Consider the following 20,142-nt stretch of genomic DNA (forward strand, 5'->3'; position numbering starts at 1 on the left):
CGAATAAGCGGCGAAGCCAGCAGCTCACCTGATCACAGGCACAGGCCAGGCCAAAAAGGAGGCAAGAGACAATGGCTACCGGAGCGAAACAGCGCATCCGCATTCGCTTGAAAGCCTACGATCATCGCATTCTGGATCAGTCGGCGATGCAGATCGTCGACACGGCGCAGCAGACAGGGGCGCGTGTCTCTGGACCCGTACCGCTGCCCACGGAGATCCAGAAATTCACCGTGATCCGTTCGCCCTTTATTGATAAAGACTCGCGTGAGCAGTTTGAGATTCGCACCCACAAACGCCTGATCGATATCGTCGATCCGACCAACAAGACGGTCGAAGCGCTCACGCGCTTGAATCTGCCCGCAGGCGTCGACATCGAGATCAAACTGTAGGTGGATAGGCCAGAACCACATCTTCGCCTCTGGCCGTCAGCCTGCCAGCAAAGCCCAAGCGAACGGGACAGAACGGCAGCACCGCAAGCGGTCGCTCAGGTCGCTCGGTCCCGTTCCCGCTCCTTAGAGAGAGGAAGGCGGGCGGGCTTGATCGAAGGCAGGCAGGCTGAGGCGGGTGAACCGGGGCGAAAGATCCTCATCTGGTTCCATCCCTCCCTGCAGAGGAGAGTAGGTAGAGAGTATGCTCAATGGATTGTTGGGCAGGAAAGTGGGCATGACGCAAGTGTTCGGGCCGGATGGCAATGCCATCCCCGTAACTGTGATCGAAGCGGGCCCGTGCATCGTTACCCAGATCAAAACCACTGCCCGTGATGGCTACGAAGCAGTCCAAATCGGCTTTGAGCCGATTCCCGTCAAGCGCGCGCCGCGCCCGCTGCTCGGGCACCTTGGTCACCGGCTGCCGCTCTTGAGGGCCCAGCGCCGCCGCCTGCAACAGTACCAGCAGGAGCAGCGCAGCAAGGCCCGCAGCCAGGAGGAGGGAGCTGAGGGCGGGAGTGTAGCCCAGGCATCCGAAGAGAAGAAGCCAGACAAGCAGATTCAGAAGCTCCTGGCCTTGCAAGAGAACCGCCAGCGTCGTCCGGGGCCGGAGCTGGGGCCTTTCCGTGTCCTGCGCGAGGTCAAGCTGCAGGAAGGGGCTGAGCCTGACAAGCTAGAGCTGGGTGCCCGTTTTGACGTCAGCCTCTTCAAGGTCGGCGAATTCGTCGATGTGATCGGCACCTCCAAAGGGAAAGGGTTCCAGGGTGGCATCAAGCGCCACGGCTTTGCAGGTGGCCCAAAGACGCATGGACAGTCGGATCGCCATCGTGCACCCGGCTCCATTGGCTCCGGCACCACCCCTGGGCGTGTGCTCAAGGGTCTGCGCATGGCCGGTCACATGGGCGATGCGCGCGTCACAGTCAAACGGCTGCGTGTGATACAGGCCGACCCGGAGCGCAATCTGCTGGTAGTCAAGGGCTCGGTGCCCGGTGCGAATGGCGGCCTGCTCATGATTAGGAAGCATAAGAGGTAGGTAACGGCGATGCCCTCGACGACAGTCTATAACATGGCCGGCGAGGCCGTGGGAGAGCTTGAGCTGAACGAGCAGGTCTTTGGGATCACGCCCCATATCCCGGTGCTCCACCAGGTGGTCACCGCCCAGCTGGTCAACCGCCGCCAGGGCACCGTCTCCACCAAGCACCGTGGCGAGGTCTCGGGAGGAAATAAGAAGCCGTACCGGCAGAAAGGCACCGGTTTGGCGCGTCAGGGAAGCATTCGCGCGCCCCACTTCCGCCACGGTGGCGTGGTCTTTGGGCCGCGGCCTCGTGTCTATCATCACGACGTGCCACGCAAGATGCGGCGCCTGGCGATTCGCTCGGCGCTCTCAGATAAAGTGGCCAACAACCGTCTGATTGTCGTGGACCGGCTCCAGCTGGAGCAGCCACGTACCAAGGACATGCTAGAGGTGCTCAGCAAGCTGCCTGTCGGCGACAGCAAGCGAGTGCTGCTGATGCTGCCGCAGCGCGATGAGAACGTCTTGCTCTCGGCGCGCAACATTCCGGGCACCAAAGTAGAGCACATCTGCGCCATCAATGTCGTGGAGCTGCTGAAGCACGACAGTATCATCATGCCGGTGCCGGCTGTGCGCTGGCTGGAATACGTCTTCGGAGAAGGTTTGAGCGCCGAGGAGGCCAGCCAACGGATTGCCGAAGCCGAGGGCGAGGTCGAAGCCCTGGCGGAGGCGGCGGCGCAGGAGGAGTCTCAGAGCGAGGCCAGTGTCGACGCTGAGGCCGCCGGCGACAGCGAGGAGGAGTAGGCCGTGGAGATCACCGAGGTTCTGCGTCACGGAATCATCACGGAAAAATCGGTCAGGCTCCAGGAGCAGCACAACAAGTATACCTTTAAGGTGGCGCCAGAGGCCACGAAGATCGACGTGCGCCGTGCCGTCGAACAGCTCTTCAATGTGAAAGTACTCAAGGTCAACATCATCAATGTGCCCGGCAAGAAGCGCGTGCTGCGCCGGCGGGGCGCCATGCCGCGTATCATTCACGAGCAGCGCTGGAAAAAGGCCATTGTGACCGTCCAGCCGGGTCAGACCATTGAGGCGTTGAAGGCGTAAAGGGGAAGAAAGACAATGCCTGTCAAGCAATATAAGCCAACGACACCCGGGCGGCGCGGCATGACGGTGTCCACCTTCGAAGAGATCACGAAGACGGAGCCGGAGAAGTCGCTGATCAAGCCGCTCAAGAAGCATGCCGGTCGCAACAACCAGGGCCGGATCACCACCCGTCATCGGGGTGGGGGTGCGAAGCGCGCCTATCGCGTCATCGACTTCAAGCGTAACAAGCTGGGTGTGCCGGCCAAAGTGGCCGCGATCGAGTACGATCCCAATCGCTCGGCCCGCATTGCCCTCCTGCACTATGTCGATGGAGAAAAGCGCTACATTATCGCGCCGCTTGGGCTGAAGGTCGGCGACCACGTGATGGCGGGGCCGGAGGCTGATATCAGGCCCGGCAATGCTCTCCCGCTCAAGAACATTCCGGTTGGCACCACCATTCACAACATTGAGCTGGTGCCAGGGCGTGGGGGCCAACTGGTGCGCAGCGCTGGCGTGGGCGCGCAGCTCATGGCCAAAGAGGGTGAGTACGCCCTCATCCGTCTGCCCTCGGGCGAGCTGCGCTATGTACACAGCCGCTGCATGGCCACCATTGGCCAGGTCGGCAATCCCGACCATGAGAACATCACGATCGGCAAGGCGGGCCGCTCTCGCCATCTGGGCCGCCGGCCTGCGGTGCGCGGCGCGGCTATGAACCCCTGTGACCATCCGCACGGCGGTGGCGAAGGACGCGCTCCGCGCGGCGGTCAGCCGCAGACGCCCTGGGGCAAGCCAGCCCTCGGCGTCAAAACGCGGCGCAACAAGCGGACCGATCGCTTCATTGTCCGTCGGCGCAACGCTGGTCGACGCTAGCTAGCAAGTAAGCCGGCCAGACAGGCACAGGTAGGAGGAGGAGAAAGAAAGTATGTCGCGCTCGCGTAAGAAAGGACCCTACATCCACGAATCGCTGAGGAAGAAGGTCCTGGCAATGCGACGCAGCGGAGAGCGTCGCCTGATCAAAACCTGGTCGCGCGCCTCAACCATCTTCCCCGAGATGGTTGGCTTGACCATCGGCGTGCACAATGGTAAAACCCATGTGCCGATCTATATCACCGAGAACATGGTAGGCCATAAGCTGGGAGAGTTCGCTCCCACGCGGCACTTCCGCGGCCACGCGGGTGGGAAGAGCGAGCGGACCACCTCGGTTCGCTAGCTTGCTCTCTCCTCCCACCCCTGGCGGAAGGCCAGCGGAGCCATCTTTGATGGAGTAGGAGATGCAAGTCAGGGCTATTGCGAAAAACATAGGCATTTCGCCGCGTAAGTTGCGCCTGGTCACTGAGGCGGTCAAGGGACTGCGTGTCAGCGAGGCGCTACCGGTTCTTGATTTCCTGCCCAACGCCGGGGCCAGGCCGGTCAAGAAGGTGATCCAGTCGGCGGTCGCTAACGCAGAAAACAACTACAATCTCGATCCCGACCAGCTGTACATACTCAACATTGTGACAGACGAAGGGCCACGCCTGAAGCGCTTGAAGTTCCGTTCGCACGGACGGCGGTCGTACATCATCCGCCGCTTCAGTCATGTCACAGTCATCGTTTCGGATGATCGAGCCGACCTGGGACGCTAACGAAGCGAGCGAGCGAAGTGCAGTGAAGGAGGAGCACGTCAGTGGGACAGAAGGTTCATCCCACAGGGTTCAGGCTCGGCATTATCAAAACCTGGCTTTCTCGCTGGTATGCTGAGCGTGACTACAAAGACCTGCTCGCGGAGGACATGCTGATCCGCGAGACGATCAATCGCGAGCTGGCCAACGCGGCGGTCTCGCGCATTGAGATTGAGCGTGCGGCGGCGACGCAGGTGTCGGTGACCATTCATACCGCCAGGCCGGGCATCGTGATCGGTAAGAATGGCGAGAAGGTGGACCGGCTGCGCAATCTGCTGGAGTCGAAGATCCATAAGCGGGTGCGCCTCAACATCGTGGAGATTCGCCAGCCGGAGCTGGATGCCTATCTGGTTGGTCGCACGATCGCCGAGCAGCTTGAGAAGCGTGTATCGTTCCGGCGCGCTATGAAGCAGGCGGTGCAGAAGGCGATGCGCGCCAATGCCAAGGGGATCAAGATCATTGTCAGTGGGCGCCTCGGAGGCGCGGAGATTGCCCGCAGCGAGAAAGAGGTCGAGGGGAAGGTTCCCCTGCATACCTTGCGCGCCGATATCGACTATGGGCAGACGGAGGCCCACACGACCTATGGCGTGATTGGGGTCAAGGTCTGGATCTACAAAGGGGACGTGCTCCCCGGCAAAGGCCCCGGTCCCGAGGGACAGGAGGCGGCCCCGCAGCCAGCACTGCTGCCGCGTGAGGTCGGCGTGGGAGATCGCCGCGAGCGACCCGACCGCCGCGAGCGACCCGACCGCCGCGAGCGGCCTGAGCAGCGTGGACCTCGTCCACGGCCTGAGCACGCTCAGGGACGTCCTGGACGTGAGCGCGGCCAGGCCCAGGGTGGTCAACAGACCCAGGCTCAAGGGGAGCGTGAGCGCGGTCCGCGTCCTCCACGTGGCGAGCGCGAGGGCCAGCAGGGGCGCCAGGGTCGCCCATCACGTCCTCCTCGTCCGCCACGGGCCGATCAGGGTCAGCGCGGCGGCGAGCAGGGGCGCCAGGCGCAGCAGTCCGAGGGCCAGCCGTCAGCTCAACACCAGCAGCAACAACAGCGACAGCACCAACACCAGCAGCAACGGCAACCACAGCCGCAGCAGCCTGTCCAGGGCTCGGCACCAGCAGCCCCGTCTGAGCAGGCTGCCCCAGCAACTACGCCCGAGCAGCCACAGGGTGGCGCACAGTCTTCTGCGGGCGGCGCTGAGGAGTAAGCAGACAGGCTGGAAAAGGACACGCGGTGAACGGACAGGCAGGCCAGCGCCGCCGAGCGCTCTCGCCAGCGAGCGAGCCAGGCCCAGCGGAGAAGAAGCTGGCATCGCTAGCGATGGCTAGCGATAGATGAGGAGAGCCGATGCATCAGCCCCGACCGCTGCAGACCGCAGCGGCAGGCAGACTAAGAGGCGGGGCTAGCTGTGGCAAAGAGGAGAAAAGGCAGCCATGTTACTGGCACCGAGACGTCCAAAGTATCGCAAACAGCATCGCGGTCGCCTCAAGGGGACCGCTCATCGCGGCAATACGATCGCCTTCGGCGACTATGGCTTGCAGGCCCTGGAACCCTGCTGGCTGGAAGCGCGCCAGATCGAGGCCGCTCGTATTGCCATCACGCGCTTCATGAAACGCGGCGGCAAAGTCTGGATTCGCGTCTTCCCCGATAAGCCCGTGACCGCAAAACCGGCGGAGACGCGCATGGGCAAGGGAAAAGGTGCCCTCGACCACTGGGTAGCGGTGGTCAAGCCCGGACATATGATCTTCGAGATCAGCGGCGTGAGCGAGGAGGTCGCCAGGGAAGCAGCACGCCTGGCAAGCCATAAGTTGCCGATCGCCACACGCTTTGTAGTCAAAGGGGAGGCGGAGCGTGCCGAAGCTTAAGGAGCGTCGCCAACAGATTCGTGAGATGTCGTTACCAGAAGCCCAGCGCGAGCTGAAAGAGCTGCGTACCAGGCTCTTCAATCTGCGCCTGCAGAAGCAGCGCGGGGAAGTCAAGAACACGCGCATCTTCGCCCAGACTCGCAAAGATATCGCTCGCCTGCTCCACCATATCTCACAACTGGAGGCTGAGCAATGACCCAGAGAACAACCGAGCAGAAGGCGGCCACGCTCGGCTCAACCGCAGGGCAAGCGCAGCGCCGTCGTCCGCAGAAGGTGGGGCTGGTGATCAGCAACAAGATGGACAAGACCATCGTCGTTGCGGTTGAGCGGCTCAAGATGCACCCAGTTTACAAGAAAACCTATCGTCAGACAAAGCATTTCTATGCACATGATGAGCACAACATCTGCCAGATTGGAGATATTGTGCGTATTGAGGAAAGCCGCCCGCTGAGCAAGCTCAAGCGTTGGCGCCTGGTCGAGATCATCAAGCGCGGTAGCGGTGTTGTACCTGTTGAAGAAGTGCTGGGTCAGGAGATCACCAGCGAGCTGGAGCGGGTACAGCAGGGTACGGGCCAGGCGGCGTCGGGCGGGCCAGGTGAGCAGCAAGCAGAGGAGGGAGCCGAATGATCCAGCCCCAGACCCGTCTCAAGGTTGCCGACAACACGGGGGCCAAGGAGATCATGTGCATTCGTGTCCTTGGCACTTCGAACAAGAAATACGCCACGGTTGGCGATGTCATCAAGGCCAGCGTCAAGAGTGCCGCGCCTAACGGCCAGGTCAAGAAAGGCGAGGTCGTCACCGCGGTCGTGGTGCGTGTTGCCAAGGAATACGCGCGCCCGGACGGCTCCCACATTCGCTTTGACGATAATGCCGCCGTTCTGATCGGCGCTGGCAACAACCCCCGAGGAACACGTATCTTTGGTCCGGTGGCCCGTGAGCTGCGCGAGAAAAACTATGTCCGTATCCTCTCGCTCGCGCCAGAAGTGCTCTGAGGGAACGTGAGGAAAGAAGGTAGAGACAATGGCTGTCAAGACAAAAGCGAAGGACGAAAAGCGGCCTCTGCACCGGGCCAAAATGAACATCAAGAAGGGCGACACCGTGCTGGTCATCGCGGGCAAAGACCGGGGCAAGCAGGGGACGGTGGTCAGGGCACTGCCGCAGCGCAACAAGGTCATTGTCGAGGGGGTCAACCTTGTGAAGCGGCATCAGAAGCCGCAAGGACAGCTGCGTCAGGGGGGAATTATCGAGAAAGCCCTGCCCATCCATGTCTCTAACACGATGCTGATCTGCACGGAGTGTGGTCAGCCAACGCGCGTGGCCCATGAGCGTCGTCCGATGGGGGCGGACCAGAAGCTCCGCCCGGTGCGTATCTGCAAGAAGTGTGGCAAGGTCATTGCTGATCGGACGAGGAGTGCGTAGAGATTATGGCAGCACGCTTGAAGGAGAGGTATCTCAAGGAGGTGGTGCCGGCCCTGCAGAAGGAATTCAATTACAGGAATCCGATGCAGGTGCCGCGCATCCACAAAGTGGTCATTAATATTGGGATGGGCGAGGCCATTCAGAATGCCAAGGCTATGGAGGCGGCGGTGACCGATCTCTCGCTCATCACCGGTCAGCGCCCGGTCATTACCCATGCGCGGCGCTCGGTAGCCTCGTTTAAGGTGCGCAAGGGCATGCAGATCGGCTGCATGGTGACGCTGCGGGGCGAGCGCATGTACTACTTTCTTGATAAGCTGATGAATGTCGCTCTGCCGCGTCTGCGCGACTTCCAGGGGGTTTCTCCTGATTCCTTCGACGGGCGTGGCAACTATACGCTAGGCTTGCGTGAGCAGCTCGTCTTTCCCGAGATTGATTATGACAAGATCGATAAGGTCCGGGGCATGGAGGTCAGTATTGTGACCACGGCACGCACCGATGAGGAAGGGCGGCGCCTGCTCAGCCTGCTCGGGATGCCCTTCAGGAGGTAGGATCGATGGCCAAGGTCTCGATGATCGTCAAGGCTCAGCGCAAGCCCCGCTTTAAGGTGCGCCAGCACAACCGCTGTCGAGTCTGCGGTCGCCCGCGTGCCTACATGCGCAAGTTCGGCCTGTGCCGCATCTGCTTCCGTGAGCGGGCCTTGCGTGGTGAGCTGCCCGGTGTGACGAAATCAAGCTGGTAGCTTCAGCTATCGCCCAGGTTGGCAGCGTGAAAGAGCGAGCGAGCGCACGAGTGGGCGGGCGTACAAACTGGCCGCAACGGGGCGGGCTGCCGGGCTGCCGGGCCGCGTGGCTCCGACCAGCGAACAAGCAGGGTGCCTGCCCGGAACTGTTGGGCTAGCTAGTCGAACGAATGAATGCACGAACGTACAAATGAATGAACCGGGTGAGAGTGTCACAGATCGACGAACGCTCGTTCTTTCATGATCGTGGAGGTGTTGTACTATGAACATGACCGATCCCATCGCGGATATGCTCACCCGCATCCGCAATGCGATCATCGCGCGGCACACGCGGGTCTCGATCCCGGCCTCCAAGATGAAGTTGGCCATTGCGCGTGTGCTCAAGGAAGAGGGCTACATTAAGGATATCGAAGTGATCAAGGATAATCCCCAGGGGACGATCCGGATCACCTTGCGCTATGTCGATAAGAGGCCGGTGTTGACCCAGCTGGAGCGTGTGAGCAAGCCTGGACGGCGTGTCTACACCAGGCGCAAGGATATTCCCCTGGTGCGGGGTGGGCTGGGGGTTGCCATTCTGTCCACTCCCAAGGGCGTGATGACGGGACGCAAGGCCTATCAGCTCGGTCTTGGGGGCGAGGTTATCTGTCACGTCTGGTAGACGGGAGGTAGACACGTGTCGCGTATAGGACGTATGCCGATCCCGATCCCGCCGAAGGTCGAGGTCAGCTGGAACGAGGAGAATCTGGTCACCGTGAAAGGCCCCAAGGGCGAGCTCTCTCTCAAGATCCCCTCCTCCCTCTCGCTGACCCTGGAGGATGGTACGCTCAAGGTGGCGCGCCAGTCCGATAGCAAGCTGCATCGCTCTCAGCATGGCCTCTATCGCACGCTGATCAACAATATGGTGGTCGGCGTGACTCAAGGCTACAGCAAGCAGCTGGAGATTCATGGCACTGGTTACCGCGCTATGAAGTTGGGCGAGAACCTGCTGATCATGGTGGGCTATTCCCATCCGATTGAGGTGCCTCCGCCGCCAGGCATCTCGTTCACGGTTGACGGAGTTGACTCCGTGACCAAGGCCACCAAGATCAGTGTGGTCGGGATCGATAAGCAGAAGGTAGGCGAAATGGCGGCCATCATTCGCCGCATTCGTGAGCCGGAGCCGTACAAGGGCAAAGGCATCCGCTATGCTGGCGAGGAGATCCGGCGCAAAGCCGGGAAGGCCGGCAAGACAGGCAAGGCTGGCGGCGGTAAGAAGAAGTAAGGGGCACTGGTTGGGAGGCTGGTCGGCCTTGCTTGCGGCTGGCTGCCTGTCGCCTGTCCGTCAGACGGGCTGGCTTGCCGGGGCTTCTCTCGTGCTGGCACCAGTACAGCTGCGACGAGGAGGGACGTAGTGCCGATCACGTCCCTTGCAGCGTCGGTTGATCTTTCTTTATTACTCTTATAGAAGAACAGGGGCACGTTCTCATGATCAAGACCTTCAATGCGAACAAGGCGCGGCTGCGTCGGCACCAGCGGATACGTCGCCGAGTCGAGGGCACAGCGGAACGGCCACGCTTGAATGTCTTCCGCAGCGCTCGTCATATCTATGCTCAGATTATCGACGATACCTCGGGGCGGACACTCGTAGCGGCCTCCTCGTTGGAGGCAGCTCTGCGCGATTTCCAGCCGGCGCTGCCTCCTGAGTCGGCTGCTCCCCAGCAGGTGGAAGCCGTGCCGGAGGAGGAGGTAATCGTCGAGAGTGCGGCAGAGGCAGCTCCGTCGCGCAAGGCTGCTCGGGCGGCACGGAGCCAAGCGCAGACTCAGCCGGCCCGTGGCGGCAAGGGTGGTCAGCAGCAGCAACGAGGTCGTCCGCCGACTCAGGTCAAGACCGTTCTGCCCAGCGCTCAAAAAGGCGAGAAGAAAACGCCCGTTGAGGCCCTGGCTGCTATTGCCTATAATCGCAAAGTCGCTATTGCGCGCGAGGTTGGCAAGTTGCTTGCGCAGCGCGCGAAAGAGAAGGGGATCGAGAAGGTCGTCTTTGACCGTGGAGGCTACGCCTATCACGGGCGTGTCGCCGCCCTCGCCGAGGGGGCGCGTGAAGGCGGCCTCCAGTTCTAGGTCAGGTAGGTAGGCACGAGCACGAGGAGGAACATGCCGAGAATAGATGCGTCGAAGCTGAACCTGGAAGAGATCGTGGTCGAAGTCACCCGCGTCTCCAAGGTTGTAAAGGGCGGGCGCCGTTTCAGCATCCGGGCGCTCGTGGTAGTTGGGGACCGCAATGGCCACGTTGGCTATGGCATGGGGAAGGCCGCCGAGTATACCGAAGCAATTCGGAAAGCCGCTGAGGATGCCAAAAAGCATCTGATTCATGTTCCATTGACCGGCACAACCATCCCCTTCATGGTCAGGACGACCTTCGGGGCCTCGCAGGTGATGCTCAAGCCCGCCGCTCCTGGTACCGGGGTCATTGCTGGAGCAGCGGTGCGCGCCGTAGTGGAGCTGGCCGGCATTCGCGATATCCTGACGAAGGTGATTGGCAGCTCCAACCGCGCCAATACCGTTGGCGCCTGCATTGAGGCTCTCAAGGAGCTGCGCTCGCCCGAAGAGGTGGCGGCCCTGCGCGGAAAGACCGTCGTCGAGCTTCTGGGGCGGCGCCGCGCTGAGCGCCTGGCTGCGGCTGCAGCCAGCGCTGCCGAGCAGGCGGCAGCCCTGCGCGCCGCCCGCGAAGAGGAGGCGCGCGAGCAGCGTGCTCTCCGCCGGGCAGCCCGCGAGCGCGCCGAGCGCGCCGAGCGCCGTGGGGAACGCCGTCGCTAGACCCCACTCACTTGCTCGCTTGTCCGTTCGCTAGCTTGCTCACTCACGCACTCGCTTCTGTTCAGTCTCGCCGCTCGATCGAGCCTGACCTGGCTTGCTCGATTGGCGGCGCTGAGGCGGGTGTGATGGATAATCCTGGCCCGGCAGGCAGACAGGGGCCGGAGGCAGAGCGGGGCTGAGCAGAGCAGGATGAGCGCCGGAGTGTTGAGGAGAAAGACTGCTATGGCAAAGCTGCGTATCAAGTGGGTGAAGAGTACGATTGGCTACGCGCAGGATCAGCGGGAGACTATCCGTTCGCTTGGACTGCGCAAGCTCCAGCAGGAAGTGGTGCGCGAGGATACGCCCACGACTCGCGGAATGATTCAGAAGGTGAGACACCTGGTCAAGGTGGAGGAGATTGCCTCATGAAACTGTCGGATCTGCGACCAGCTCCTGGTTCGCATAAGCGGTCGAGACGAGTTGGGCGAGGGCATGGCTCGGGACGCGGTAAGACCGCGGGCCGCGGCACCAAGGGTCAGAAGGCGCGCACCGGCGGGAAGGTCAGCCAGGCCTTTGGGGGAGGTCAGACGCCGCTCTCGCAGCGCCTGCCGTTCCTGCGGGGCATTGGCAATAGCAACGCTCCCTTCCGAAAGGAATACGCCATTGTCAACGTCGAGAGCCTGGAGCGCTTCTTTGAACCAGGGGCTCAGGTGACGCCAGAAACCCTGGCCGAGAAGCGTCTGCTCTCGTCAACTGAGAGCCGCGGCCTGGTCAAGATCCTGGGTGAGGGCGAGCTGCATCGCCCGCTGACGGTCCGGGCCCACAAATTTTCAGAAAGCGCGCGTGCCAAGATCGAGGCCGCCGGGGGCAGTATCGAAGTGATCCCGGTCAAGGTCTACGAGAAGACGAAGCGCCGCAAAGATCAAGGGAAGCTGGCCCAGGGCGCGCAGACCCAGGTCTGAGCATACCGCCCGCCTGGGCCAGTCTTTCCTGTTCCCCAGGCGGCGGGTCAGCCAGACCGCTGGCCAGCCAGCCTGGTCTGACGCGGTGAGCAGCAAAGCAACCCGAGAGGGATCGATCTCTGAGGAGCATGATGAAGGCAGCGATCAACAACAATAGTCAGCGTGGCCAGGGCCACTGTTCCTATTGGCCGGGAAGGGAAGGACCCCGGGCTCTGGCCACAAGCCTGGAGGCTGCTTATCCGCGCGACCCTTGTTGTGAAAGGAGCCATCCATGTTAGGACGGCTGCTCAGTGTCTGGGCTATTCCCGACCTGCGCAAGAAGATCATCTTTACCCTGGTCATCCTGCTGCTCATGCGGCTACTGGCGCACATTACTGTGCCGTTGACCCACCAGCAGGAGCAAACGCTGGCCAGCCTCTTCACGAACGGTCAAAATCAGAATCTGGGCCAGTTACTCGGCCTTCTGGACATCTTTTCAGGGGGATCGCTCCAGACCTACTCGATCATCGCCATGAGCGTCTACCCCTACGTCACGGCGACCATCGTGATGCAGCTGCTCTCGCCAATCATTCCGGCCCTTCACCGTCTCATGGAAGAGGGTGAGGCCGGACGGCTCAAGTTCAGCCAGATTACGCGCATCATCACGGTCCCTCTGGCCTTTCTCCAGGCGCTGGGTAGCGCGGCCATCTTTGTGCGGGTGGGCGTTCTGGACGCCAGCACCTTCAACCTCTTTGGTCCTAACTGGCTGCAGACGCTGGCCATTCTGCTCTCGCTGACCACGGGGACGATGATCCTGGTCTGGTTTGGCGAGCTGATCACCGAATACGGTGTCGGCAATGGCATCTCCATTATCATCCTGGGCAACATTGTGACCCGCCTGCCCACCCTGGTGCAGCAGGGTTACCTTTCCAGCACTACCACGGGCGGCACGAGCGGCAGCATTCTCAACCTGGTCGTGCTGGGCCTCATCGCCGTGGTCACCATTGCTGGCATCGTCTATATCTACCTGGGACAGCGACGTATTCCGATTCAGTACCCTACCAAGCGCATTGTGGGACGGGGGATGCTGGTCGGTTCGGCGCAGACCACCTATATTCCTATGATGGTCAATAGCGCCGGCATGATCCCGCTGATCTTTGCCAACTCGGTCTTGCTTTTCCCAACCGTGATCTCTCAGTACCTGGCCAGCAGCAATGCCAGCTGGCTCACGACGGCGGCGAGTTGGCTCAGCAGTACCTTGCTCAATACAACGCTGCCCTGGTACTGGCTCTTCTACTTCCTGCTGGTGGTCGGGTTCACCTACTTCTATGCCGATCTGGTCTGGGAACAGCAGAATATTGCCGAGAATCTGCAGAAGCAGGGTGCTCACATTCCTGGCTATCGCCCGGGCGAGCAGACGCGGATCTACTTGAAAACGCTGCTGAGGCGGGTAACACTTGGCGGCGCGCTCTTCCTGGGCATTCTGGCGGTCCTGCCCTATCTGGCCAGAACCCAGATGCTCAGCTCGACCGCCCTGCTGGTCGTCGTGGCTGTAGCGCTGGATACCATCAGGCAGCTTGAAGCACAAGTTGTCATGCGCAATTACTCGGGTTTCCTGTCGTAGGTCGGCGAGGCGCGATGGTGCGCCTCGTCCGCTTCCATCGGAGGAGAAACGGTGCTGATCATTCTCATTGGCGCTCAAGGGTCGGGCAAAGGGACCCAGGCGAAAGCGCTCTCTCAGGAACTTGGGATTCCGCATGTAGCCAGCGGAGATCTGTTTCGTAAGGAAGTCGCTGAAGGCACTGAGCTGGGCCTGAAAGCCAAAGGCTATCTGGATCGCGGTGAGCTAGTCCCTGACGAGCTGACAATCACAATGATCCTGGGTAGACTGGCCCGTCCCGATTGTGCCAGGGGGGCCTTGCTAGATGGCTTCCCGCGAACCATTCCCCAGGCGGAGGCTCTGGATAAAGGGCTGCAAGCCGTTCAGAGGCAGGTCGATCTGGCCGTTTATCTGGAGGTGCCACGGGAGGAATTAGTGCGGCGGCTGTCGGGTCGCTACATTTGTCGCGCCTGCCAGCATGTCTACAACATCTATAGCAAGCCACCTAAGGTTCCGGGTGTCTGCGATATCGATGGAAGCGAGCTCTACCAGCGCTCCGACGATGTTGGCGAGGCGGTCGAACGGCGACTGGATATCTTCTTTCGGGAGACCATTCGCCTGCTCGACTACTACGCGACACAGGAGAAGCTGGTCAAAGTCAATGGCAATCAGAGCATTGACGAGGTTCATCAAGAGTTGCTCTCGGCCATCAAAGGCTATGAACAAGGCCAGCATGGGTCGGCCTGATCCGTCAGCCCACAGCAGGCAGGCCCGGAGGGCTGGCGGTGCGCGCTCTGGCTCGCCCCAGCCCGGCCACCCATGAGGAGAGTTGATAGTGGCGATTATCCTGAAATCAAAGGAAGAGCGCGAGCGCATTCGCGAGACGGGGCGGATTGTGGCCGCCGTTCTGGCTGAGCTGCGCAGCGCAGTTCGCCCCGGGATCACAACGGGTGACCTGGACCGCCTGGCGGCGGAGGCCCTGCAGCGCTATGGGGCGAAATCAAGCTCGCTTGGCTACCACGGCTACCCCGGTCACCTGTGTACGTCGGCCAACGATGAGGTGGTGCATGGTATCCCAGGCAAGCGCGTGCTCCAGGAAGGCGATATTATCAGCATCGACCTCGCCGCTCATTATCAAGGCTGGCATGCCGATGCTGCGATCACGGTCGGCGTGGGTGAGATTAGCCCCGAGCTGAAGCGCCTGCTCAAGGTGACTGAGGATGCCCTCTATCGCGGGATTGCAGCGGCTCGAGCCGGCAATCGCCTGTTGGATATCAGCCGCGCCATTCAGCAGTTCGTGGAGAGCGCTGGCTTCTCTCTGGTACGCCAATATGGTGGCCACGGGATTGGTCGCAGTATGCATGAAGATCCCCAGGTGCTGAACTACGTCGAGCCTGGGCTGCCCAATCCTGTACTACGGCCCGGGATGGTCCTGGCCATCGAGCCGATGGTCAATATGGGCGGAAAGGAGACGCGCGTCCTCGCCGACCGTTGGACGGTGGTCACGGCTGATCATAGCTACTCTGCTCATTTCGAGCATACGGTCGCTATCACGGAAGGCGATGCTGAGATTCTGACACTCTGACAGAGAGCCAGGTAGCAGACGCGCATGGCGAGGCTGGACTCGCAGGGCTGGCTCGAACAGGCCTCTGATCGCGCTGATCGCGCAGACCTCGCTCACTGGCCTGGCTAGCTGAGCCTCTCCTGCGCCAGACTCCAGGAGACATGGGCAGGCTCAAGAAGGCTGCCAATAAGCTTCCCCTCCTGCTGGCTTGCTTGCTCGTTCGCTGGCTGCTCGTTGACGATGGGTCAGCACTGCAGGCGAGTGAACAAAGCGTCAGGTGCTTCGGCGCGCTGGAGATTGGCGGATTCAGCAGAGGAACAAGGCATCCAGTTGTGGTAGAAAGAGGATCTGACTCTCGACTTTGTCAAAGGTTTGTGCTATAATTCGCAGTTGGTCGCAGCAGTCTTCCCTGCTGCTTTTTGCCACTCTGGAAAAGCACACAAGTCGTAGGGACAAACGACCTTCTCATAGAGCGCGAACTCGCCTTGTTTCCTCATATGCGGCGTAATGCAGGAGTGGGTCGGCTGTCTGCCCGCCAGGCGGGCAAGGCAGGGTAGCCCGACAGCCTCGTATGGGGAGTCAGATCCGTATCCGCCGGTCAGCCAACGAGCCAGCCAACGCCAGCAGGAAGCGGGGAAGGGGAGGAGATGGCGGCGGCAGAGTAGGGTAGGTGAGTGGGGGAATCGGGAACCAGGCTGAGGTAGGTGGAGGGAGTGGAGTGGATCGTTTGTGTACAACCTGCTGTTGGAACGCTTCGATGAGCCACTGCAACAGGTGACGACGAAAGGGTGCTATGCCGAAAAAGGATGAGATCGAGGTGGAGGGCGAGGTGACCGAAGCCCTCCCAAATGCGATGTTCAGGGTCAAGATCGACGAGAACCATCAGGTTCTGGCGACATTGTCGGGACGCATCCGCATGAATTTCGTGCGCATCGTCCCCGGCGACCGGGTCAAGGTGGTGCTCTCGCCCTATGACCTGACGCGGGGCCGCATCACCTGGCGCGTTAAGCCCTGACCGAAGCGGCTCCCTGGATCGCCGCAGCCGCAGAGGCAGAGAAAGTAAGACCGGCCTTGGCGCTGCGCCGCTTCCTACTACGGCAAGGCGAGCGAGCTGTTCAGCATGAGCAGAGAGCAGGCAGAGAGCAAACAGCATTGGGCCTGAGTCAACGCTAGAGCGGTTCGGCTCGGTTCGGCTCAGCTCAGCCCAGCCCGCAGAATGTTGGCCTCGGCGCCTCGCTCCCATGTCATAGCTCAGATCGGTTTGTGCAGCTTCTGCACCGTCAGGGATGACCTCCACGCTCTGGCTTCCGCTGCGGGTGAGGGGGTGAGGCCGAGCTGCCATGACAACTGGCCTGCCCGGCGTAATCTGAGCGAGCGATCAATCGGTGGCGGTAGCAGGTACCCCAGTGGAGCGAGCGCAAGGATCGGCCAGTGGAGAGCTGGCCGGATGAGCCAATGCCTGGGTCGCGTCGGTACCCGCCCTTTCGTCTTCGATTGCCTGCTTGGGTCAGGCCAGTCTGACTCTGTGCTGCTGCGCTCCGCTTCTCTCGCTTGGCTCGACGTAACTGAATGCTTCAGGCAAGCGCGTCGACGCGACGCGACGCGACGCAACGCAACGCAACGCAACAACTTTTGACAATAGCGAAGTCAAGAGCAGAAACGAAGGAAGGAAGGAGGGAGCCGTGAAGGTACGCGCCTCGGTGAAACCACGCTGCGAGCACTGCAAGATCATTCGCCGCAATCGCGTGGTGATCGTGATTTGTACCAAGAACCCGAAGCATAAGCAGCGTCAGGGCTAGAGCGTGCTCGGGTAGGGGCTCCACCGTAGCGGCGATGGTAGCCGACAGGCCGTGGCGGTCTGGCTGCCAGACTGGGCTGAGGGGCGAACAACAACCGTTGACTGACTGAGTGAGATCAGTCTGCCCATCAGTAGTTGCCGCTCTGTGGCTTGTGTTTATCTTACTTATCGTTGCTCGTTTGTTCATGTGGTCTTGCGTAAGAGGGAAGCTGGCGGGAAACCGCTCTTCCCGGCCAGCCTGCTGATCAATGAGCGCGCGGCAGGGTCTGGGGGGGATGCGGTGGAAGAGCAGGCTCTACCTGGATTTCGCTTCGCCGTCAATGGCGGTCACCAGACCAGCAGAGCGAGCGCAGGCACGGACTATCTGTCAAAAAAGCGACGGTGTGAGCAGAAAAGCTCAGGCGAGGAGAAGAAAGGCGGGGCAGAGGCCAGGCCCAAGGCCCCGGCCTGTCTGATCTGGAGGAGAAGATGGCTAGAATTGCCGGAGTCGATATCCCACGCGAGAAACCAGTCGAGATCTCGCTGCGCTACATCTATGGGATCGGCCCTACGACCAGCCGGCAGATCCTGGAGAAGACCCGCGTCAATCCGTCCAAGCGGGTCAAGGATCTGACCGAGGATGAGGTCAACCGTATTCGCGAGGTCATTGACCGCGAATACAAGGTCGAGGGCGATCTGCGCCGCGAGGTCGAACAGAATATCAAGCGCCTGATTGAGATCGGCTGCTATCGCGGCCAGCGCCATCGCCGCAATCTGCCGGTGCGTGGCCAGCGAACACGAACGAATGCGCGTACTCGCCGCGGACCGCGAAAGACGGTGGCCGGCAAGAAGAAGGCGACAGCCAAGAAGTAGGCATGGCTGTCTCAAAGGCGGCTCCTTCCTTCTCTTTCTCGCCCACCCCGTCGGTCACTCTGCTCTGGTGGGGGCCAGCTCCGGCCCTCACGGTGGCGCTGGCCTGCCCTGCCGACGAGCAGAGTAGAGGGGTGCAGCAGAGGAGAACTTGAGCTGCGCGCGGTCTATCCTATCGCAAGGGCTTCGCGCAAGCGCTTAGCAGGCAGACGAGCATGCCTGAATCAGGGGATAGCGTTGCAGGTCATTCTTACGAATAAGCAGACCGACTCACCGGAGGTAGAGAGAAAGAAAACATGGCCGAGAAAAAGAAGCAGGCGGGTAAGCCGCGCAGGCGTGAACGGAAATCGGTGCCGCGTGGCCAGGCGCATATTCAGGCAACTTTTAATAATACGATAGTCACTGTGACCGACCCGAATGGGAATGTCATTGCCTGGAGCAGTGCCGGCTCTCAGGGCTTCAAGGGATCGCGTAAGAGCACTCCCTACGCGGCCCAGGTTGCGGCAGAGGCTGCGGCTCGCAAAGCGATGGAGCATGGCATGCGCCAGGTCGAGGTCTATGTCAAGGGGCCAGGCTCTGGCCGCGAGGCGGCGATCCGCTCACTGCAGGCTGCTGGCCTCAACGTTGTTTCGATTACTGATGTCACGCCGATCCCGCACAATGGCTGCCGACCGCCGAAGAGGCGTCGTGTGTAGGTGCGCTGTGCGATTGGACGTGTGAGGAGGATGAGCTAAAGATGGCACGCTATACAGGCCCTGTTTGCAAGCTGTGCAGACGTGAGGGGGTCAAGCTGTTTCTAAAGGGCGAGAAGTGCCTGACAAATTGTACACTGGAGCGGCGCAACACCCGACCCGGCCAGCATGGCGGCAGCCGCCAGCGCAAGCTTTCGGGCTATGGAGCACAGCTGCGCGAGAAGCAGAAGATTCGCCGCACCTACGGCGTGCTGGAGCGCCAGTTCCGCCGTCACTATAATGAGGCGCTGCGCCGCCCAGGCCGCACGGGTGAAAATCTGCTCCAGATTCTGGAGATGCGTCTGGACAACCTGGTCTACCGCCTGGGCTTTGCCGATTCGCGGGCACAGGCGCGTCAGCTGGTCTCGCATGGCCATTTTGAGGTCAATGGCCGCAAGACGGATATCCCTTCGTTTGTGGCTAAGCCCGGGGATGTGATCAGTGTGCGTGAGCACAGCAAGAGCCAGGAGTACTTTAAGACGCGCGCGCTGCAGCTCTCGCAGAAGGCTGTGCCAGGCTGGCTCAGCCTGGACATCGCTGCCATGAGCGGGCGCGTGCTCTCGCTGCCGTCGCGCACCGATCTCGAACTGCCTTTTGAAGAGCAAATGGTGGTTGAGTATTATCAGGTTCGTTAGTCGGAAAAGCAAAGCAAAGCAAAGCTGTTGTAGGCGGTGGTAGTACAAGAAAGGCAGGTTAGAACCTTGCAAGACATCACTCTGCCTTCGCGCATCAGGAATACGAAAACCCAGGGCAATTACGGGTGCTTCGACATCGAGCCGCTGGAGGCGGGGTACGGCGTCACGGTAGGCAACGCCCTGCGGCGCGTGCTCCTGTCGTCGTTGCCGGGCGCGGCGGTGACGTCGATCCGCATCGAGGGGGTGCAGCACGAGTTTCAGGATATCCCCAACGTCATGGAAGACGTGACGGATATCGTGCTCAACGTCAAGAAGTTGCGCTTGCGCTGCTTCTCGGATCACCCGGTGACGATGCATCTGAACGTCTCCGGTGAGCGCATGGTGACGGCGGCGGACATCACAGCGCCCAGCACGGTGGAGATTGTTAACCCGGATCTCTACATCGCGACGCTGGATAACGAGAATGCGCGCCTCGATATGGAGATGGTTGTCGAGACTGGGCGCGGCTACGTCCCCGCCGATTCTAAGGAGGACCAGCCAATCGGCGTTATCCCGGTTGATGCCATCTACTCCCCCGTTGAGAAGGTGAATTTCACCGTGGAGCATACGCGCGTCGGCCAGATGACCAACTATGAAAAGGTGGTCCTGGAGATCTGGACCGACGGCACGATTACGCCCGAGGAGGCTCTCCGGCAGGGGGCCGATATCCTGGTGCGTCTCTTCTCGCAGCTCGCCAATTATCATACGACCCTGACGACCGAGCAGGAGAAGCCGCCGCTGAGCAGTCTGCCGATTCCTCAGAAGATCTACGATACGCCCATCGAGGAGCTTGATCTCTCGGTGCGTGCTTATAACTGCCTGAAGCGTAGCAATATTACGAAGGTCGGCCAGATCCTCTCGATGAATGAGGAAGATCTGCTGGGCGTGCGTAATTTCGGCGAGAAGAGCCTACAGGAGCTGCGTGATCGCTTGATCGCGCGCAACTTTCTCCCGACGAATCTGCGCGCCAGCACGGTCGGGGCCGAGATGAACGGCGATCACGAAAGGGAGGGTTAG

At 61.1% G+C, this 20,142-nt stretch carries 27 protein-coding genes and 5 pseudogenes; all 32 read left to right on the forward strand.

Features of this window, described 5'->3' with window-relative positions; all coding sequences use genetic code 11:
* Positions 1-71: 71 nt before the first annotated feature.
* Positions 72-389 (forward strand): 30S ribosomal protein S10, encoded by a 318-nt coding sequence (gene rpsJ, locus BGC09_RS18535; protein WP_052890671.1) that lies wholly within the window; start codon positions 72-74, stop codon positions 387-389.
* A gap of 274 nt (positions 390-663) precedes the next feature.
* Positions 664-1,458, forward strand: a complete 795-nt coding sequence (gene rplC, locus BGC09_RS22330; RefSeq protein WP_245688603.1) for a 50S ribosomal protein L3 — start codon at positions 664-666, stop codon at positions 1,456-1,458.
* A 9-nt stretch (positions 1,459-1,467) separates the two neighbouring features.
* Positions 1,468-2,091, forward strand: a pseudogene (gene rplD / locus BGC09_RS18545) (50S ribosomal protein L4); the annotation flags it as partial.
* A 153-nt stretch (positions 2,092-2,244) separates the two neighbouring features.
* Positions 2,245-2,544: a 50S ribosomal protein L23 gene (rplW, locus tag BGC09_RS18550; RefSeq protein WP_069805720.1), complete on the forward strand. Its 300-nt coding sequence runs from the start codon at positions 2,245-2,247 to the stop codon at positions 2,542-2,544.
* Between the two features lie 15 nt (positions 2,545-2,559).
* Complete coding sequence (gene rplB / locus BGC09_RS18555) at positions 2,560-3,393, forward strand: 50S ribosomal protein L2 (RefSeq protein WP_069805721.1); 834 nt, start codon at positions 2,560-2,562, stop codon at positions 3,391-3,393.
* Between the two features lie 52 nt (positions 3,394-3,445).
* The gene (rpsS, locus tag BGC09_RS18560) at positions 3,446-3,733 is read left to right on the forward strand and encodes a 30S ribosomal protein S19 (RefSeq protein WP_069805722.1); all 288 of its coding nucleotides are present in this window, start codon (positions 3,446-3,448) and stop codon (positions 3,731-3,733) included.
* A 61-nt stretch (positions 3,734-3,794) separates the two neighbouring features.
* Positions 3,795-4,145 (forward strand): 50S ribosomal protein L22, encoded by a 351-nt coding sequence (gene rplV / locus BGC09_RS18565; protein ID WP_069805723.1) that lies wholly within the window; start codon positions 3,795-3,797, stop codon positions 4,143-4,145.
* 41 nt (positions 4,146-4,186) lie between these two features.
* A pseudogene (gene rpsC / locus BGC09_RS23320) lies at positions 4,187-4,882 on the forward strand (30S ribosomal protein S3); the annotation flags it as partial.
* 724 nt (positions 4,883-5,606) lie between these two features.
* A complete protein-coding gene (rplP, locus tag BGC09_RS18575; protein WP_069805725.1) occupies positions 5,607-6,038 on the forward strand; it encodes a 50S ribosomal protein L16 in 432 nt (143 codons plus the stop codon).
* Entirely contained in the window at positions 6,025-6,234 is a 210-nt protein-coding gene (rpmC, locus tag BGC09_RS18580; protein ID WP_141727856.1) for a 50S ribosomal protein L29, read from the forward strand. Before rplP ends, rpmC begins: the two co-directional genes overlap by 14 nt.
* 101 nt (positions 6,235-6,335) lie before the next feature.
* Entirely contained in the window at positions 6,336-6,665 is a 330-nt protein-coding gene (rpsQ, locus tag BGC09_RS23325; RefSeq protein WP_439959669.1) for a 30S ribosomal protein S17, read from the forward strand.
* On the forward strand, positions 6,662-7,030 hold the full coding sequence (gene rplN / locus BGC09_RS18590; protein WP_052890664.1) for a 50S ribosomal protein L14: 369 nt from the start codon (positions 6,662-6,664) through the stop codon (positions 7,028-7,030). The genes rpsQ and rplN overlap by 4 nt, the downstream gene beginning before the upstream one ends.
* A gap of 28 nt (positions 7,031-7,058) precedes the next feature.
* On the forward strand, positions 7,059-7,457 hold the full coding sequence (gene rplX, locus BGC09_RS18595) for a 50S ribosomal protein L24 (RefSeq protein ID WP_369695700.1): 399 nt from the start codon (positions 7,059-7,061) through the stop codon (positions 7,455-7,457).
* A 5-nt stretch (positions 7,458-7,462) separates the two neighbouring features.
* The gene (rplE, locus tag BGC09_RS18600) at positions 7,463-8,005 is read left to right on the forward strand and encodes a 50S ribosomal protein L5 (protein ID WP_069805728.1); all 543 of its coding nucleotides are present in this window, start codon (positions 7,463-7,465) and stop codon (positions 8,003-8,005) included.
* A gap of 5 nt (positions 8,006-8,010) precedes the next feature.
* Positions 8,011-8,196 (forward strand): type Z 30S ribosomal protein S14, encoded by a 186-nt coding sequence (locus tag BGC09_RS18605; RefSeq protein WP_069805729.1) that lies wholly within the window; start codon positions 8,011-8,013, stop codon positions 8,194-8,196.
* 262 nt (positions 8,197-8,458) lie between these two features.
* Complete coding sequence (rpsH, locus tag BGC09_RS18610; RefSeq protein ID WP_069805730.1) at positions 8,459-8,854, forward strand: 30S ribosomal protein S8; 396 nt, start codon at positions 8,459-8,461, stop codon at positions 8,852-8,854.
* A gap of 15 nt (positions 8,855-8,869) precedes the next feature.
* The gene (gene rplF, locus BGC09_RS18615; RefSeq protein WP_069805731.1) at positions 8,870-9,457 is read left to right on the forward strand and encodes a 50S ribosomal protein L6; all 588 of its coding nucleotides are present in this window, start codon (positions 8,870-8,872) and stop codon (positions 9,455-9,457) included.
* Positions 9,458-9,660: 203 nt separating this feature from the next.
* Positions 9,661-9,858: pseudogene (locus BGC09_RS18620) on the forward strand (50S ribosomal protein L18); the annotation flags it as partial.
* Between the two features lie 279 nt (positions 9,859-10,137).
* Positions 10,138-10,293 (forward strand): annotated as a pseudogene (locus BGC09_RS23560) (50S ribosomal protein L18); the annotation flags it as partial.
* Between the two features lie 33 nt (positions 10,294-10,326).
* Positions 10,327-10,824: pseudogene (rpsE, locus tag BGC09_RS18630) on the forward strand (30S ribosomal protein S5); the annotation flags it as partial.
* Between the two features lie 387 nt (positions 10,825-11,211).
* Positions 11,212-11,397 carry a 50S ribosomal protein L30 gene (gene rpmD, locus BGC09_RS18635; RefSeq protein ID WP_052890658.1) on the forward strand — a complete coding sequence of 62 codons (186 nt, stop codon included), beginning with the start codon at positions 11,212-11,214 and terminating at the stop codon, positions 11,395-11,397.
* The gene (gene rplO, locus BGC09_RS18640) at positions 11,394-11,930 is read left to right on the forward strand and encodes a 50S ribosomal protein L15 (RefSeq protein ID WP_069805732.1); all 537 of its coding nucleotides are present in this window, start codon (positions 11,394-11,396) and stop codon (positions 11,928-11,930) included. The genes rpmD and rplO overlap by 4 nt, the downstream gene beginning before the upstream one ends.
* A gap of 271 nt (positions 11,931-12,201) precedes the next feature.
* Complete coding sequence (gene secY, locus BGC09_RS18645) at positions 12,202-13,533, forward strand: preprotein translocase subunit SecY (RefSeq protein ID WP_069805733.1); 1,332 nt, start codon at positions 12,202-12,204, stop codon at positions 13,531-13,533.
* A 51-nt stretch (positions 13,534-13,584) separates the two neighbouring features.
* Positions 13,585-14,256 (forward strand): adenylate kinase, encoded by a 672-nt coding sequence (locus tag BGC09_RS18650; RefSeq protein WP_069805734.1) that lies wholly within the window; start codon positions 13,585-13,587, stop codon positions 14,254-14,256.
* Positions 14,257-14,344: 88 nt separating this feature from the next.
* Positions 14,345-15,094, forward strand: coding sequence for a type I methionyl aminopeptidase (gene map / locus BGC09_RS18655; protein ID WP_069805735.1), 750 nt, complete (start codon positions 14,345-14,347; stop codon positions 15,092-15,094).
* A 772-nt stretch (positions 15,095-15,866) separates the two neighbouring features.
* Positions 15,867-16,088, forward strand: coding sequence for a translation initiation factor IF-1 (infA, locus tag BGC09_RS18660; protein WP_052890653.1), 222 nt, complete (start codon positions 15,867-15,869; stop codon positions 16,086-16,088).
* Between the two features lie 667 nt (positions 16,089-16,755).
* Complete coding sequence (rpmJ, locus tag BGC09_RS18665; RefSeq protein ID WP_052890652.1) at positions 16,756-16,872, forward strand: 50S ribosomal protein L36; 117 nt, start codon at positions 16,756-16,758, stop codon at positions 16,870-16,872.
* 467 nt (positions 16,873-17,339) lie between these two features.
* Entirely contained in the window at positions 17,340-17,723 is a 384-nt protein-coding gene (gene rpsM / locus BGC09_RS18670) for a 30S ribosomal protein S13 (protein ID WP_069805736.1), read from the forward strand.
* Positions 17,724-17,725: 2 nt separating this feature from the next.
* On the forward strand, positions 17,726-17,875 hold the full coding sequence (locus BGC09_RS22990) for a hypothetical protein (RefSeq protein ID WP_176728975.1): 150 nt from the start codon (positions 17,726-17,728) through the stop codon (positions 17,873-17,875).
* A gap of 141 nt (positions 17,876-18,016) precedes the next feature.
* Positions 18,017-18,415, forward strand: coding sequence for a 30S ribosomal protein S11 (rpsK, locus tag BGC09_RS18675; RefSeq protein ID WP_069805737.1), 399 nt, complete (start codon positions 18,017-18,019; stop codon positions 18,413-18,415).
* Positions 18,416-18,456: 41 nt separating this feature from the next.
* Positions 18,457-19,086: a 30S ribosomal protein S4 gene (rpsD, locus tag BGC09_RS18680; RefSeq protein ID WP_069805738.1), complete on the forward strand. Its 630-nt coding sequence runs from the start codon at positions 18,457-18,459 to the stop codon at positions 19,084-19,086.
* Positions 19,087-19,152: 66 nt separating this feature from the next.
* Positions 19,153-20,142 carry a DNA-directed RNA polymerase subunit alpha gene (locus BGC09_RS18685; protein WP_069805739.1) on the forward strand — a complete coding sequence of 330 codons (990 nt, stop codon included), beginning with the start codon at positions 19,153-19,155 and terminating at the stop codon, positions 20,140-20,142.

The sequence above is a fragment of the Thermogemmatispora onikobensis genome, assembly GCF_001748285.1.
Lineage (GTDB): Bacteria > Chloroflexota > Ktedonobacteria > Ktedonobacterales > Ktedonobacteraceae > Thermogemmatispora > Thermogemmatispora onikobensis.